This is a genomic window from Xanthomonas sp. SS, from assembly GCF_014236835.1.
In the GTDB taxonomy this organism is placed as follows: domain Bacteria; phylum Pseudomonadota; class Gammaproteobacteria; order Xanthomonadales; family Xanthomonadaceae; genus Xanthomonas_A.
The window spans coordinates 2,533,080-2,549,288 of record NZ_CP051190.1 but is presented as its reverse complement, the minus strand read 5'-3'; the positions used below and the strand labels follow the sequence as shown (position 1 = coordinate 2,549,288).

The 16,209-nt window shown below is 63.4% G+C and carries 14 protein-coding genes; 9 read left to right on the top strand and 5 right to left on the bottom strand.

Features of this window, described 5'->3' with window-relative positions; genetic code table 11:
* Positions 1 to 43: 43 nt before the first annotated feature.
* Complete coding sequence (locus tag HEP74_RS10505) at positions 44 to 1,336, bottom strand: nucleotidyltransferase family protein (protein ID WP_185816386.1); 1,293 nt, start codon at positions 1,334 to 1,336, stop codon at positions 44 to 46.
* Entirely contained in the window at positions 1,333 to 2,829 is a 1,497-nt protein-coding gene (locus tag HEP74_RS10500; protein ID WP_185816385.1) for a B12-binding domain-containing radical SAM protein, read from the bottom strand. The genes HEP74_RS10505 and HEP74_RS10500 overlap by 4 nt, the downstream gene beginning before the upstream one ends.
* A gap of 202 nt (positions 2,830 to 3,031) precedes the next feature.
* On the opposite strand from HEP74_RS10500, the gene HEP74_RS10495 reads away from it, so the two are divergent.
* The 9 genes from HEP74_RS10495 (at position 3,032) to HEP74_RS10460 (ending at position 13,939) form a co-directional block, all read left to right on the top strand.
* On the top strand, positions 3,032 to 4,090 hold the full coding sequence (locus HEP74_RS10495; protein ID WP_185816384.1) for a phosphoenolpyruvate carboxykinase (ATP): 1,059 nt from the start codon (positions 3,032 to 3,034) through the stop codon (positions 4,088 to 4,090).
* Positions 4,091 to 4,246: 156 nt separating this feature from the next.
* Entirely contained in the window at positions 4,247 to 5,962 is a 1,716-nt protein-coding gene (locus tag HEP74_RS10490; protein ID WP_185816383.1) for an ATP-binding cassette domain-containing protein, read from the top strand.
* Positions 5,963 to 6,192: 230 nt separating this feature from the next.
* Positions 6,193 to 6,900 carry a TraX family protein gene (locus HEP74_RS10485; RefSeq protein WP_185816382.1) on the top strand — a complete coding sequence of 236 codons (708 nt, stop codon included), beginning with the start codon at positions 6,193 to 6,195 and terminating at the stop codon, positions 6,898 to 6,900.
* Positions 6,901 to 7,817: 917 nt separating this feature from the next.
* Entirely contained in the window at positions 7,818 to 9,350 is a 1,533-nt protein-coding gene (locus HEP74_RS10480; protein ID WP_185816381.1) for an adenylate/guanylate cyclase domain-containing protein, read from the top strand.
* Positions 9,351 to 9,379: 29 nt separating this feature from the next.
* Positions 9,380 to 10,225 carry an E2 domain-containing protein gene (locus tag HEP74_RS10475; RefSeq protein WP_185816380.1) on the top strand — a complete coding sequence of 282 codons (846 nt, stop codon included), beginning with the start codon at positions 9,380 to 9,382 and terminating at the stop codon, positions 10,223 to 10,225.
* Positions 10,170 to 10,694 carry a Pycsar system effector family protein gene (locus HEP74_RS22120; RefSeq protein WP_221899260.1) on the top strand — a complete coding sequence of 175 codons (525 nt, stop codon included), beginning with the start codon at positions 10,170 to 10,172 and terminating at the stop codon, positions 10,692 to 10,694. The genes HEP74_RS10475 and HEP74_RS22120 overlap by 56 nt, the downstream gene beginning before the upstream one ends.
* Before the next feature lie 146 nt (positions 10,695 to 10,840).
* Positions 10,841 to 11,743, top strand: coding sequence for a TIR domain-containing protein (locus HEP74_RS10470; protein ID WP_185816379.1), 903 nt, complete (start codon positions 10,841 to 10,843; stop codon positions 11,741 to 11,743).
* Positions 11,744 to 11,748: 5 nt separating this feature from the next.
* Positions 11,749 to 12,444: an adenylate/guanylate cyclase domain-containing protein gene (locus HEP74_RS10465; protein WP_185816378.1), complete on the top strand. Its 696-nt coding sequence runs from the start codon at positions 11,749 to 11,751 to the stop codon at positions 12,442 to 12,444.
* 400 nt (positions 12,445 to 12,844) lie between these two features.
* On the top strand, positions 12,845 to 13,939 hold the full coding sequence (locus HEP74_RS10460) for a DUF3800 domain-containing protein (protein WP_185816377.1): 1,095 nt from the start codon (positions 12,845 to 12,847) through the stop codon (positions 13,937 to 13,939).
* 235 nt (positions 13,940 to 14,174) lie between these two features.
* On the opposite strand, the gene HEP74_RS10455 is transcribed toward HEP74_RS10460, so the two are convergent.
* Genes HEP74_RS10455 through HEP74_RS10445 form a run of 3 tightly spaced genes read right to left on the bottom strand, consistent with a single transcriptional unit; the run spans position 14,175 to position 16,209 of the window.
* Entirely contained in the window at positions 14,175 to 14,957 is a 783-nt protein-coding gene (locus HEP74_RS10455) for a hypothetical protein (protein ID WP_255423842.1), read from the bottom strand.
* A 33-nt stretch (positions 14,958 to 14,990) separates the two neighbouring features.
* Positions 14,991 to 15,635, bottom strand: a complete 645-nt coding sequence (locus tag HEP74_RS10450; RefSeq protein ID WP_255423843.1) for a DUF3299 domain-containing protein — start codon at positions 15,633 to 15,635, stop codon at positions 14,991 to 14,993.
* Positions 15,622 to 16,209 (bottom strand): DUF3299 domain-containing protein, encoded by a 588-nt coding sequence (locus HEP74_RS10445; protein WP_185816376.1) that lies wholly within the window; start codon positions 16,207 to 16,209, stop codon positions 15,622 to 15,624. Before HEP74_RS10445 ends, HEP74_RS10450 begins: the two co-directional genes overlap by 14 nt.

Genomic DNA, 16,209 nt, shown 5'->3' with positions numbered 1-16,209 from the left:
TGCATGTCGCGGCTGAAGCCGCTCCTACAGGGAGCTACATAACTCAACGCGCCGCCGCATACCCCTGCAAGGCGCTGCGCACCGCATACAGCGTATCCATGCGCGGCACCGGCCGCAGCAGGCGCAACAACACGCGCCGCCGCTGCGGCAGGGCGACCCAGGATTGGCCCTGCAGCCACAGCTGGGTGCGGATCATGTCGGCGCGCTCCTGCCGGCTTTCCTGCGAGGGCTGCAGCCGCTGCCGCAGATAGCGCAGCACCTCGCCGGGCGAGCGCGCCCATTCGATGCCGGGCAGCGCCGGCAGCCATAGCTGCGAGCACGAGGCGCGGGTCAGGTCCAGCCGCCGCGAGACCAGCCGCAGCAGCGGCGGGCACTGCGCGCGCAACTGCGCCAGCACCGCCTTCGGAATCGCCGTACGGTAATAGCGCAGCACCAGCTGCAACGGCGGCAGCGCCCACCACGGCGCGCCATCTGCGTCATCGCACAGCGCCCGCCAGTCCTTGCCGCTCATCCGCGTGGCCAGCAGCGAGATATCGTGCAGATGCATCAAGCGCAGGCTGCGGCTGCAGATGCCGCCGGCCGCGTGCAGCAGCAGATGGCTCATCAGCGCGCCGTTGGACGGGTAGGGGTTCAGCCCCGGGCGGCTGTCGCGCGGGAAGATGCGCTCGCTGATATCGACCGTAGCCAGCGGCAACCGCTCCTGGATGCGCAGGTGCAGCTCGATGTTGATCGGCGTGTCGCGATGCTCGCCCAGGCTGGCGACGGGCTGCGCCTGCGCCGGGCGGAAGGTCTGGTGCTTCCACTGCGCGAACTCGGCCACGTAGCCGAGCTCTTCCAGCAGCGCACCCGCTTGCGCCGCATCTTCGGCGCGCACCAGCAGGTCGATGTCGGCCATTGGCCGGTCGCCAGGCAGGTACAGGCCTTGCGCGTGCAAGGCCGCGCCCTTCAGCGGCACGATCGCCACGCCGGCGGCCTGCGCCAGCGTATCGATCCGCTGCAGCAGCGCGGCGATGCGCCGGTAGCGGTGGGCGACGTGCTCGCGCTGCTCGGCCAGGAACGCGCTCCAGTCGCGATCAGGCCACACCGACAGCCGGCTCAGCAACGGCCCGATGCCGTGCGCGACGGTCGCCGCCGCGGCCAGCTGCCATTGCAGCCGGTTCCACTGCGGCATCGGGTTGCCCGGCCGCGCCAGCTCGTGCGCCAGGGTTTCGGTCGCCAGCCGCAAGCCGCGGCCGACCTGCTTCAACGCAGGCTGCGTCGCGCGCTCGGCAAATGAATCGATAAAGGGATCGGCGGAGGAGGGCGCATGCGCTTGCGGCGTCGCCTGCGCGGTCATTGGCGTTGCGCCAGCGGGATGCGGCGGTCGGAGGCGATGGCGGCGGCCGGCAGGGCGGCGTCGGTCCGGTGCTGGCCTTCGCTGGCGATCAATGCGTCCCACTGTGCATCCAGTGCCGCCCAGTCCTGCGCATAGTCCTGCGGCGGGCGCGTGGCTTCGGTACGCTGCAGGTCCACCTGCCGGTGCAGCAGATCGCGCACCCGTCGGTAGAACTCCGAGTCGTAGGCGCCATGGAACATCATCGCCAGGTCGTCGCTGTCCTGCCAATGGGTCTTGCGGCCGAGCTGGTTCTTCACCTGCTGGTAGAACTTGGTGCCCGGCAGCGGATACGACACGCTGACGCCGATGTCGTCCGGGCGCGCCTTCGCCACCAGCGCACGGGTGGCGAGGATGTCGTCCAGTTGCTCGTCCAGGTAGCCGAGCTGCAGGAAGAAACCGACGCGGATGCCGTGCGCGCCCAGGCGCTGGCGCGCGGCGATCACGTCCTCCACCGCGGTGCCCTTGGTCATCTTGTCAAGGATGCGCTGGCTGCCGCTTTCCGCGCCGATCCACGCTTCGGCGCAGCCGGCGCGGGCCAGCGCGGCGGCCATGCGCTCGCTGCCGAGATCGGCGCGGGTCTGGATGGTGAACGGAATCGAGCCGTCGGCCGCGGCCAGCACCGCGGCGAATTCCTCCACCCACTCGATGTGGAAGCCGAAGATGTCGTCGGCCATCCAGATATGGTCGGGGGCGAAGGTGCGCTTGAGGTGGATCATTTCCGCGGCCACTTCCGGCGCGCTGCGGCGCTTGTAGTGGTTGCCCCAGATCGGCTTGGCGCACCAGTTGCAGCGGAACGGGCAACCGCGCGAGGCGGCCATGTTCAGGCTGAAGTAGCCGTGCCGCTGCAGCCACAGGCGCCGGTAGCGTTCGATATCGACCAGGTCCCAGGCGGCCAGGCCGGACAGGCGCGGATCCGGCGGCCGCGCGCCGATCTGCGCGCGTTTGAGCTGCGGCAGCGCGGCGGTGGCGACATCGGCCACGTCCGCCACCCAGGCCGCGGCATCGATGTCGGGCGTTTGCTGCAGCCGCTCGACCAGTTCCAGCAGCGGCGCGATGCCTTCGCCGATCAGCACCGCGTGCGCGCCGGCGGCCAGGAACGCTTCGGGATGATCCGACGCGTCGGAGCCGGCCACGATCACCCGGCTGCCGCCGGCACGCGCCTCGGCGATCATCCGGCAGGCCGCCTCGCGCATCCGGCTCAGGCACATCTTGGTCAGGAAATTAAAGTTGTCCTCGTAGAACACCACCAGGTCCGGCTGCGCGGCGCGCAGCGAGCCCTGGTAGTCCTCCACGCCGTCGGCCAGCATCGCGTCGAACAGCGTCACCTCGTGCCCGTGCCGGCGCAGCAGCGTGGCCACCTGCAGCGTGGCCAGCGGCGGATACGGTTTGCCGCGCTCCCATTGCTTGGGATCGTAGCGCAGGAAATAGGAGTGGCTGACCTGGATCTTTGGCATCGGCGGAAGGGTCTCGTTCGGCGCCAGCGACAGATGCCGCGGCGCATGCAGCAGTGGCCGCGCACAGGTGGCCGTGCCGTAAGTGCCGCCGGCGGCGTCTTTGGTTGTGAGCGCTGTGCAGGCACGTCGGCGCGCGCGACCCGCGCAACCTTTGCTGCCGCTGCACGCACTCACGCGCATCCACCCCACGGATCCATCCCCGATGCAGCTCTCGACCGTGCGCACGCAACCCTGGGAGTCTGTGGTCAGCACTGCCGCACCCCAGGCTGGGGTTGCCGGCGATCCGTTCCGCGACCGGCTGCGGCGCGACCACGTCCTTAACAAGCGATTGCTTGGCGGGCGCTTCCGCTTCGAAAGCAATAGCGAGGCCTTGCTGCAGTTGGTCGAAGCGGCGTTCGGCGGCGTACCGCCGCACCAGTTTCCGGAGGCAACCAACTTCCATATCGAACTGAACCTGGTCGCGCGCCACGACGCACCCTATGTGTTCGCGCTGCAGCCGCCGCCGGTGCAGACCCATTCCGGCGCCGGCGCGCTGTGCGGGGTCATCGACGCCGACAACTACATGGTGCTGATGCCGGACCAGGGCAGGGCGCTGCTGGTGGTGTCGGAAGACATGCTCGCCCATCCCTACCATGTGCGCTACGAACTGATCGAGTTCGCGGTGTTCGTGCTTGCGGCGCGCGCGATGCGTCTGGTGCCGCTGCACGGCGCCTGTGTCGGCGCCGGCGGGCGCGGCGTGTTGCTGCTCGGCGCCAGCGGTGCTGGCAAATCCACGCTGGCCCTGCACAGCATGCTGCGCGGGCTGGAGTTCCTCGCCGAGGACGCGCTGTTCGTCGAGCCGCAGCGCATGCTCGCCACCGGCATCGGCAACTTCCTGCACCTGCGGCCGGATCTGCTGCGGCTGGTCGACGAACAGACCCGCGACTGGATCGCCGCCGCGCCGACGATCCGGCGCCGCAGCGGCGCGGTCAAGCACGAAGTCGATATCCGCAACGGTCGCGCATGCCTTGCGCCCGCACCGTTGCAGCTTGCCGGCGCGGTGTTCGTTTCCAGCACGGCCGCCGCCGATCCGCAGCAGCTGTTGCGGCCCATTGCCGAACACGAGGTGCTCGAGCGCCTGACCGCCGACCAGCCTTACGCTGCCGCGCAACCGGGATGGTCGCTGTTCGCACGCCAGCTGCAACGGCTGGGCGTGTACGAACTGCAACGCGGCACGCATCCGGATGCGTCGGTCGATGCCGTGCTGCAGTTGCTGCGATGAGAGCGGCGACGACGAGCGTATGCCGGCCATGAGAACGGAGACGTCGCGCGCAGGCGAGGGCGGCCGCGGCGCCGTGCTCGCACTGGCGCCGCGTGCAGGCGCGTCGCAGCGCGCCGTGCTGATCGGCGAACGGGCTACGTCCCAGGGCTGTCACCGATGACCGCACGCACCACCGCGCCCGACCAAGCGCCACCGCTGCTGCGCACCTTCATCGCCACCCTGGATCGTGGCGAGCGGATGCGCATCTGTCTCTACGTCGTGCTGTCGTTGGTCTGCGCGCTGGCCGGCGCCGTGGCCACGGTCGCCCTGGTACCGCTGGTGCAACCAGGGCATGCACTTACGCTAGGCGGCCACCTGCTCGCGTTGCCCGACGGCGTCCTGGCCCAAGCGGCGATCTTCGTCGTCGCCAGCGCCGGTTTCGCCCTGCTGCGCTGGACGGGCGCGCGGCTGGCCGCTGACTTGGCCAGCGGTCATGCGGTGCGCCTGCGCCGCATGGTGCACGCGCGCCTGCTTGACGCGCCGCTGCCGGCGCTGGCCGACGCCAGCTCGGCGGAAATCGCCAACGTCCTCACCTACAACATCGAGATCATCGTCCAGGGCTTCAGCGCCTTGCTGCAGTTGCTGGTGGCCGCCATCACCGCCGGCGTCAGCCTGGGCATCGCCTTTCTGGTGTCGCCCATCCTGGTGCTGGCGCTGCCGCCACTGCTGGGCCTGGCCGTGCTCGCGTTCCGCATCTCCGGCCACGAACAGGCCCGGGTCAGCCGCCAGTATGTCGCCGACATGACCCGGCTGTTCTGGCTCAGCGAGGATTTCCCACGGCGCCTGCGCCACGTGCGTTCGTTCGAACGCGAAGACCTGGAGAAAAGCGGCTACGACGCGATCTCCAGCCGGCTCAGCCATGGCTACTGGCGGCAACAGGCACTGGTCGCCTCGGGCCGACTGCTGCTCGAACTCAGCGCCGTCGCCGCCATCGCCGCGATCATGCTGCTGGCCGGCCTCTGGCACGGCATCGACCGCGGCGCGCTGATCACCGTAGGCCTGTTGTTGGGGCGGTTGCTGCCATATCTGGTCTCGACCCGGCAGAGCTTCCAGCAACTGCGATCGGCAGCACCGGCGCTGGAGCTATGGCAGCACTATGTGGGCCTGGGGACGGCGAGGGCGCTGCCGGCACCGCTGCACGCGGCACCGCCCATGCATGGCCCGCTGCGGATCCACCGGATCGGCCTGGCGCCGCCGCTGGCCGCCGTCGCAATCGGCGAACTGATCCTGACGCCCGGCAGCATGACCTTGATCTGCGGACACTCCGGTGCCGGCAAGAGCAGCCTGATGGACGTGCTCGCCGGCATGGTCGAACCGCGCGAGTTCGCGGCGCAATGCGATGGGCAAACGCTGGATTTCGCGGCGTACCGTGCATTGGTCCGGCATGGCGCCTATGTCGGCCAGAGCGTACGCCCGTGGCAGCACACCGTGCGCGACTGCCTCGCCTGGGCCGAGCCGGGCGCGAGCGAAGCGGCGATGTGGCAGGCGCTGCGCGACATCGGCCTGGCCGCGCGCCTGCAGGCTGGCGCGCAGGGCCTGGACACCACCTTGAACAGCGCCGCCGCCAAACTCTCCGGTGGCGAACTGCAGCGCTTGCTGCTGGCGCAGGTGATCCTCAGGCAGCCGCGGATCGCCTTGCTCGACGAAGCCACCAGCGCACTCGACGCGGTCTCGGAGAAGCACGTGCTGTCGACGCTGCGGCAACGCCTGCCGCGCACCGCGCTGGTCGTCGTGTCGCACCGGACCAGCCTGTCGGCCGTGGCCGACCGCTGCCTGCACATGGCGCGCCCGGCATCGGCGCCACTCCCGATGGCGCAGCAACAGCCACACTGACCGCCGTCGCTGGCGAGGCGCGATCCGCGATGGCGTGCCGCGTCGGGAAACGCCGTCGTCCGTATTGCCGACCTGCACGGAACCGTCTACCGTCCATGGCCTCGACAGCATGCGCGCCTGCTGCTCGCCGGATCACCGCCCTACGCACCGCATCGCCCATCACAGGCGATGGCGCAAGGTAGGGGCAGGGCGGACACCTGGCCGCCAGGAGCGGCGTTCTGAACGACACGATGACCAGCAGTGCCCGCGAACTGTTGAAATGGATCGCCTTGCTGCTGATGACCGGCGATCACGTAGCGAAGGTGCTCGACGACGGCTACCTCCCGGTCGTGTCCGAACTCGGCCGTGTCGCGTTCCCGTTGTTCGCCCTGGTCATGGCCTACAACCTGGCCCAGCCTGGCGCCGACGTGCTCAAGTCCGTGCGCAGGCTGCTGCTGTGGGGAATCCTGGCCCAGCCGGCGTGCGGACTGGCGTTCGGCTACTGGGTGCCGTTCAACGTGCTGCTGAGCTTTGCCCTGGCGGCGGCGGCGATCTGGAGTATCCAGCAACGGCAATGGACCTTGCTCGGCATGTGCGTCCTGGCGGCGCCGCCGCTGGTGGACTACAACTGGGCCGGACTGATTCTGGTGCTGGCAGCCTGGTGGGTGTTCCGTTTGCGCGCGGTGCCGCAGGCGCCACGCCAGGAAGCCACGCGGCACGGCGTCCGCCACGCGGTCGAACACCGCTATGCGCGCATCGCCATACTCGTCGTGGCGTTCGGACCGCTGTGCTGGTGGAACGGCAACGGCTGGGCCTTGCTGGCATTGCCGGTGATGGCGCTGCTGGCGAATCGCAATTTCCCCATTCCACGGACGCGCTGGGCGTTCTACATCTACTACGTGGGGCATCTGGCGCTGCTTGCGGTGCTGGCGAGAACGATGGCCGTACATGCCGCCTGACATCAGGGCGTTGCATCTGTCTAAGCGTGCGCTTCACTCCTCACATATCATCTCTGCCACGGGGGGTGAGCATGGATGTTCGTGTCTTAGGGCTGTTCTTGTTGCTTTCGGCGTCCGCTTTGTCTGCGCAGACGCGCTCAGCCGCTGGCCGTGGCATCGAGCGTGTGAACCCGAATCGCAATGTCACTGCGGTTCCGAAGCTCGATTGTCGCAAGCTTCTTGCTAGCGATCCTCGGCCATGGGTACATGCATATTGCGAGCATGTCGACTTCGCGATGCAGGACGGCATGTCCCGCGCCTGGGGACGTCCTCGGCCATCTTCGGTTCTTCTCGATATCCCTGCACTTGGTACCGCTGAAGCCAAGGCTTCCGGCGTCTCATGTTCCGAGGGCCGTGTGATCCGCAGAGTAGGCAATGGCTGGGAGCAAGTGCTCGATCAGCAGCGTAGCTATCTGCGCTGCCGACCCTCGGTAGAGCTGCCGGCGATATCCATTGGTCGATGACCGGGGTGGGGCGTGCCACTGGGTATTCCTTATCCTGCGATCAATCCACCTGCAAGGCGAGATGGAGCCGACTTTAGGGTTGCCAGGGGGCAAGAGCAGCAAGAACGGTAGCAACCCAACGTAGCCACACGGCGATTTTAACATAATATACATTATGCGAAATTGCGCATACCATCGCGCGTGGCGTTGTCGCGCAGCAAGCCGACCGCTGTCTCAGCCGTCGAGAGCGGTGCAGTTTCACCCCCTCAATGGGCTGCCCTGGCCTTGGGTGCCAGGTCTCCTACGCCCCTTGAAAGCGTGAAGTGAGTCGCAATATACGGCAAAAGGAACCAGCCGAACTCCGACTGGCACACAGGCTGAGGGCGACGCGACCCACTCCGGCCTGGTCTAAACTTGGCCGCTGGGAGCACCATGATGGGACATAGCTGGAACGAAGATCGCACCAAGAAGCGCCTCGCAACTCGTTACGAGGAGGTTCGCCAGGTGGACATCCGCGACTACAAGCGGGAAACCTCGCTGGATGACATCCCCGTCAGCCGTGCCTACCGGGTTAACGGCGCGCATGTCTATATCGACATCGTCAATCTGCAGGACATGCTCAACTGCACCAGCGTCGAGGGCGAGATTTGCCACAAGCGCGCTCTTCGCTTCCTGAATCAGCATTACCGGGCCGTGCATCGCATCCTCCTCGAGAGCGAGGTGGTCCGCGTCGATTTTCACAATCAGCGCCTCCACGCGGTGGTGACTAAGCCCTATGGCGCTGCCGAGGAGCGCGCCCGGATCGAGCGCGCCATCGCCATCGCCAAGCTCACCATCGACGTGCTGGCCGAAACCGGCAGTGCGGATGAGCACATCGCCAATGCCCAGGTTCGCGTCGGTATTGACAGCGGGATGGCGCTGGCCGTCAACAACGGCCGCCGCGCGAGTCGTGAGCCGCTCTTCCTTGGCTCTCCGGCCAACCAGGCCGCCAAGTGCGCCGGGTATGGCACGACGGAGGGCATCTACCTCACGCACAGCGCCCGAGCCATGCTGGAACTGCCGGCTCTGAGCGGAGACAAAGACCGCAGCACCCCGCTCACCGAGGAACAGATTGCGGCCTGCGTAGAGGGGGCCGCACTGGGCGTTTCCAAGGCGCGCATCATCGAGCTCTGGAAGGATGAGCAAAAGGACATCCCCATTGGTGAGTTTGAGTTCAGCCGACCCACCCCGCCGCTTTCAGATCTGGAATTCAGCCTGCTTAGCGCGGCAAAGTCGAAGCGCTTCGATGGTGTCTCGATGTATGCGGACATTGATGGGTTTACCAACTTCGTGGATAGGCACTTGGAAGACGACCCGGAGCATCTTGTTCGCGCCTTGCATGTCCTGCGCTCTGAGCTTGACGCGGTAGTGCATTCCGACTTCGGCGGGCGCCGCGTTCGCTTCATCGGTGACTGCCTGCACGGAGTTCTATTGGAAGGAACGGCACACGCGACGGATTCGGAGGCGACAGTCAGTAGCGCCGTTCAATGTGCGGGGGCGCTGCGGAGCAGCTTCTCCGCGGCTATTGAGCACTTGAATTCGGAAGGCTCGGAAACTGATGAGTTGGGTCTGGCCATTGGCTTCGAACTGGGTCCACTTGCGATTTCCCGACTGGGCATGAAGGGAAGCCTCTTGCGCTGCGCAACTGGCCGAGCCGTTTTGATTTCGGAGGCCGAACAGAAGGGCTGTGATGGCGTGCAGACCGCTATTGGCGAAAAGGCCTACAAGGCCGGAACCGAAGCAGTTCGTAGGGTGTTTACCACTGAGCGGAAGGTGGCCAACCTCGACTACGCTGCGGCCGTAGAAGAGCTTGCGGCCTCTGGAGACCGAGTAGCCAAGGAAGCCTTGGCGGCGCACTATGCTGAGGTGGCTCCCGCGGTCGCGCCGGCGCTTGCGCAACCCATTCGCCCCCACGTCGTCGCCCGTTGATGGCGTCGCCATTTGAACTGCTGCAGAGCGTGGCAACCGAATACGGTGCCACGCTGTATCCTGGCGCAACAGGCGGGCTGGTTGACATCTCAGTCACCCGCCCAGGCGGAACAGTGCGTGCGTTCAAGCTCCACCTCACAATCGCCGGGGAACATGTGTTTGCGCGAGAAGCACCCGACCATCACCTACTGCCAAAATTCTGCCCTGATCGCCATATCAACCATGACCAAAGCTTCTGCCTAGGCTGGGGGGACGGCAATCCTAGCCGCATCATCGACGAAGTTGCAGCTAGGCAGTGGTGGGCTACGGTTTACCAGTTCCTGACCCATCAAGCCAGCGCGAACGCCCGCGGGGTCTTCCCCGGCGCAGAGAACGGTCGAGCTCATGGCGATGCTGCCAAGCACCAAGCCATTGCCGAGCGAGCAGCAGAACGTCTGGGTGCAGAGTTCAAGGCTGCGGCCAGTATGGGTAACTTTTTGGTGCGTGAGGATGTGCGCCCCAACAAACATCGACTGGAACTCTGGCGGGCCAATCGGCTGGTTGCGCGCGTTTCACTTCGCAGCAAAACCCTGCTAGCCGAACGGCTGCCCTGCCCCTGTGGGTCCAGTCCAGAGTGCGAAATAGATACATGCAGTGACCATGCCGAAGCTTTGGCAACATTCATTCTTGAACAGCATCGCTGCGTGGTGGCGGACAAGGCTTACCTCGACCAATGCGCTGCAGCAGGTGATATCTGCTGTGGCACGCTTGAAGAATGCGGACTTCGGAAAGCCATCCGGCGCAAGCAGGCCTCATCCGCAAAAAAAGAGAGCTCTCAGCGTGCAAGAACTTCAAAATACTGGCTGCCACCAGCCAAATCAAAGCGACCGCGTTAACGCTGCATGGCAGCAACTCCAGCTCGTGCTTGGATTCTTCTCGCGCGTAGATACGAAACTTTCGGTTGGGCTTGGCATCAACTTGGGCATGCTCGCCATGATTGCTACCCGACTGCCCAAGGTGGATGAGCTAACGTTACTGATCTCAGTCATTGGGGTGCTTTTCCTCGCCCCGCTCACCGTAAGCTTCTGGCATCTATGGTGGGGATACTTCCCGGACATGCGCGGTGGATCTGACTCGCTAATCTACTTCGTTCGAATAGCCCGCCTGAGCGAGTCGGACTTCATAGCGGCGTGCTCGAAGAGAACATTGAGCGAATTTGAGAGCGACATCCTGGGTCAGTGCTGGCGGAACTCCAAGGTACTTTCGCTCAAGTTCCAGTCTTTAAAGTATTCCTATCGCGCCACTGTAGTGGCCATAGCTCCATGGATGGCACTCATCACCGTACTGCCGCCGCCTCCAAAGTAGCCTCGCTTGCAGGTATGAGATAGCTTCAAGTATGCACATCTAATCAGGTAGTTTGACTCTATATTGGCGCTGCGACTTTGGGTGGCGGTGCCACTTATGGGATTACAGCTCAAGGGGGATGCATGAAATCGTTTTAGAGGTGACGAATGATTGCCGGTCGACGACTGCTTGTCGGTGCACTAATCCACCAAAAAATGGTGGGGGGCAATATGGCGCTGGCTGAGATGCTGGCCGATCTCGTCCAACTACGTCAGTTGGAAGCAGGAGAGCCGCTCATCGTAGAGAACGCGGCTGACAACGATCTGTACCTCGTGCTTGATGGCACGTTCGACATTGTCGTGAAAGGCACAAAAGTTGCACAGAGAAAGATCAACGACGTGGTAGGAGAGATCGCAGCAGTCGACCCAACAATGCGGCGCACGGCGGATGTATTCGCAGTGACCGAAGGGCTGGTCGCCGCGCTGACAGAAGAGGATTTATCAAAGGTTTCCGCCGTCCACCCGGAAGTATTTCGGCACATTGCGGTCTTGATGGGCCAGAAGCTGAAGCAGCGTAACGATCGGGTGCGTGCTACACACTCCAAGATACGCGTCTTTCTGATCAGCTCGCGTGAGTCCATGCCGATCGCCCGTGCCGTCCATAACGCGTTTTCCTATGACGCTTTTGATGTTATTCCTTGGCAGGAGGGGGCTTTCAAGGCAACCGGTTACACGCTCCAAACGCTGGAGGACGAAGTCGATAGGGCCGACTTCGCCATCGCTATCGCTCATGCGGACGACATCGTCGAGTACTGTGAAAAGGACTGGCCAGCACCGCGCGACAATGTAATCTTCGAACTTGGCCTATTCATGGGACGACTGGGCCGTCAGCGCGCCATCTTACTCGAGCCACGCAATAACAAAGTCAAGCTTCCTAGCGACTTAGCCGGCGTCACGACCATCACCTATCGGTTCGACAAGGCCAGCGCAGACAAGCAGGCCATGATCGCGCCGGCATGCAATGAACTGCGTGACCACATCATGAACACAGGCCCGCGCCGAGAGGGTTAACACAGATGGGACTCAAAGATGACCTGATTGCCAGCTGCGCGATAGTACATGCCACCAAATGGGACGTAGTCGCCGCGCGCGTGGTCCCCGCTCCGATAGATATTGGGCTAGGTAATGCAGCCAAGAATCTGTCGCAAGCGGTGGTGCTCTACGCAGATCTTGACGGGTCCACAGCCATGGTAGACACCAAATATTGGTGGTTCAGCGCCGAGGTCTACAAGAACTTCCTTAATGCAGCGGCCAAAATCGTCAAATCGGAGGGTGGCGTAATCACCGCCTATGACGGCGATCGGATCATGGCAATCTTCTTTGAAACTAACGGGGGCGACGCGGCAGTCAGAGCCGCATTGCGGATCAATTGGGCAGTGCGAAACATAATAAATCCGGCAATCAAGGCGCGATATAACACAGATTTTATAGCCCGTCATACCGTAGGTATTGATATCTCAGACCTACATGCGGTTAGGACGGGCGTGCGCGGGGACAACGATCTGGTCTGGGTAGGGCGGGCTGCCAACTACGCGGCCAAACTGACTACGCTCAGTACGGAGAGTCCTACCTGGATTACCAAGGCGGTTCACGACAAGCTGTCTGAGGGGCTACTAGCTAAGGATGGCGTGCCGATCTGGAAAAAATGGGAGTGGACCTCGATGAACCAGCACCCGATTCGATCCTCTACGTGGGAGCTACCGATCTCTTGAAACATGCCTCTTATGCTAACAATTTTGCGTCCCGAGCATCCTCTAGTGACAAGCGCTTGGCGAAGCTCCTGCAGAGAATGGGGACAAAGGAATGTCGTGTAGCGCAGCGTGATCGTCATCATCAATGAGTATGTCAAGGGCACCGCCAAGCGGCTGGCGGGATGTGCAACCATGCGCGCCATTCCACTGGATGTTTGTTCCTAATCGTCAACTACACTCTTACCCCCCCCGATAAATCCTGCTAATCCCCTGCCCTGTTCAGCGCCTGTTTTCGTCCATAAGTGGCCATTCGGCATTGATTCCATATGGACTAAAATCGTGGGCTGAATTGGGCGCATCTCCTGCCCATAACATCATTTCCGATATTTATTCTTGACAACACATGAGCATGAGGGAGTGCATGGATTTCTACATAGACGAGAGCGGCAACACGGGCGACTTGGCACGAACAGGCCCAACCCTTGATTTCGGTGGGCAGGCTGTTTTCAGTTTGGCCGCAATCGGCTTTGAGGACGAAGAATCTCTCACAGAAGAACTAGCTGCGCTAAGGAGGAAGCACAACGTTCAGGCAGCCGAACTCAAACTCAGCAAGATTTTGAAGCGCAAGCCTGCTTTTGCTTTGGATGCAGTTGAGCTTCTAGTCAAGAACGATTTCCCATTCTTCGTTGAAATTGTAGACAAGAAATACCAGCTTGCGGCGAGCATCACCAACGGATTCATCTGGCCTCCCTACTTCAACACGGAAGAATCACAAAATACCGTGTGGCTCAAGAACATCTTTGCGGACTATCTCTATCAAAATCTCTCGAATGAAGTTTTCTTTGCTTTTGTTCAGTGCATGAACTTTCCTTCTAATGAGAACACAGCCGCATATTTTGGCCTTCTCAAAGAATTTGTCAGCCAAGACTCTCACGACGTAGCCAAAGGCATCGTGTCTCAGGTTGACGAAAGCAAGGACGACTTTCGCATAATGATCGAACAGGAAGGTGGTAGAGCACACCGGCGCTTTCTCCCCATTCCAGACATAGGCAAGCGCGAACAGGAGGTCTGGTTACTTCCTAACTACTCTTCTTTTACCAACATCTATGCTCGCATGAATTTATTTCTTTCGAGAAATTTAGAAGGCACTAGAATCTTCCATGATGAGCAGACGCATTTCGATGAAATTATTGCTACTGCAAAACGTCAAGCCGAGAAAGTCAATATCAGATTTGATAAGTTCAAGCCGCCCTGCTCCGATTATAATTTCAAGCAAATTTCAGATCTATTTTTCAAGGCGTCACCTGAAAGTAATGGAGTTCAATTGGCAGATATCGTCGCAGGTCTATGCATGCGTTGGTATCAGGCTCATCTCAAGAATGAAGATGACACCGACGTTCTTGACCGACCCGTAGACGTTCTCCTTCACCATATCAATCCAGGCAGGGGAGTAGGTATCAATATTGTAGGGCCGCACAACATGGTAGATAAATTATTCGGAGTTGACGGATACTAATTTCCCCCTGGATACGATTTGGCGATGCCAGGAAGATCGAATACCCCACGAAGATTATTGACGCCGTCGTCTCCTTACTGACAGGGCAAGGCCGTGAATGTCAGCTTCCGGCCGAAGCGGACATTCGCCCTACCCCCGATAAATATCCCTAATCCACTGCTCCGCGAGCCTCTGTCTTGGCCAACACCATGCCATTCGCAATAGTCTGCTTTCGCAGAAACAGCAGCAACAGCACTCAGCGGCAGGAGTCGGGCAACCTGTCCAGCATGCCGGCCACCACCGGCGTCAACCGATTTGCGACCTCGGCCGGAATCGCTTCGCCAGCCCCCTGCCCGCTTTCGCTGCGCGCCTGTTCGCAGGCCTTGACGATCCGGGGGCGCGTGCTGGCCCAGAGCGCCCTGCACTGCCAGCCACTGCGGCCCAGCGGCAGCACCGCATAGGCGATCGACTGGCATTCCTGCGCGGCGCGTGCGCCCAGCGGCTGGCTGGCGTACTCGTGCGGTACCGTGTCCAGCGTCGGTTGGTAATAGCTGTCGGGGAACGCGGCCGAGTAGCGCTCCGGGTCCAGTTGCAGCGGCAGGCCGGTCGCCGCCAGGTCGAGCGTGCGCCCGCACGGTGCGGCGGCGGCGATGCGCTGGATCGCCTGGTAGATCGGCTGGTCCAGGTCCTGCTCGCGCGCAGTCACCTCGGACGTCGCGGCCAACACCGGCAGGCGCGCGCGGTTGGCCATTTTCGCCAGTTCGCCGGCATGTGCCGGCGCGCAGCGCTCGCGCACGCTGGCCGTCAGCAGGAACGCCACGTCGCGGGCGAACGCGGCATCGCTGTGCAGCAGCGTGGCGATGCGCTTGCCGGCCGCATCGTCGGGTAATGGCGCGACATGGAATGCGAGGGCGACCGGCGTGCGGACCGCCGCGGTCGCCGCGCCCGATGTCGGTCCCGCTTGCCGGTGCGCGCGCAACGCCAGCAGCACACCGCCAGCGACGGCGAGCGCGCATGCGGCGAGCGCGATCCAACGCATGCTTGGCGACGTCGGCTGCATCGATCCGAGCCCTCAGCCCTTCACTGGGGTGATCGATGCGTCCTCGGCGTCATAGGTCGCATTGGCGATGTGCGCCTTGAAGCTGGCCAGATGCAGCCGCCCCTGCAGATGGAACGGGTCCCACAGCTCCGGCACGTCGATCGGCGTGCGCAGCACGACGTGCAGGATCTGGTTCGGTGGCGGCGGCGGCACGTGGATGCAGGCGCCATAGAACGGCACGAACAGCAGTTCGCTGACCTTGCCCTGGTCGTCGCTTTCCAGCGGCACCACGTAGCCGTCCAGGGCGAAGCGTTTGCCTTCCAACGCCTTCACCACTTCCGACGAACCGAACTGCGCGGCGCGCTGGGTGCCGGAGTGGTCGATCGGCATGCCGTTGACCATCGAGGGGCCATCGTCGCCGGCCGCCTGATCCATCGCGGTGCTATCCCCTCTCCAGCCCGCACTGATGCGCGGCGGCGGGCGCTGGTAGATGTCGTTGGCCGGCGCCAGTTGTTCCCAGCGCTCCACCGTGTCGGCGACACCGCTGGCCGCAGCGGTCGCGTTCGCCGCTGCCGCCGACGGTTCGGGCCTCGTGCCGGGCTTCCCGTCGTGACCGTGGCAGGCGGCCAGCAGGCACAGCACCGTGGCCAGCGGTAGATGGCGATCAATCTTTTTCATAGGGATGCAGACGGGCCTGCTCCATCGTGTAGGCGGTGCCGGCGAGTTCGCCGTGCAGGGTCTCGGCACGCAACTGGCCGGACAGATAGAACGGGCTGTACATGTCGGGCGGGTCGATCGGGATGTCCAGGCGCACATGCACGATCTGGTTCGGCGGCGGCGGTGGTACGTGGATGCAGGCGCCGTAATACGGCACGAACAGGAACTCGCGCACGCGGCCGGCGTCGTCGCTGTCCAGCGGCACCACGTAGCCCGGCAGCCGCACCTTGCGCGCCAGCACCGCCGCCACCGTGTGGTAGGTGCCGGTCTGCGGCATCGCATGATTGCCGCTGTGGTCGACCTGCGGTTCGCCGCCGTTTTCCATTGCCTGCAGGTCGGCGGGCGGCAGCATCGCGGTCCAGTCCAGCTCGCGATAGCCGTCGGCGTCGGGCTCGCCCAGCGGCGGCTCGATCGGCGCGTCGGCGACCGGCGCCGGCTGCGCCGCCGGTGCCTCCTGCGCCTTTGGGGTGGCGGTTTGACGGCCGCAGCCGCACAGCAGCGCGAGCGCCAGCATCGGAAGCATCCAGCGGCGCAT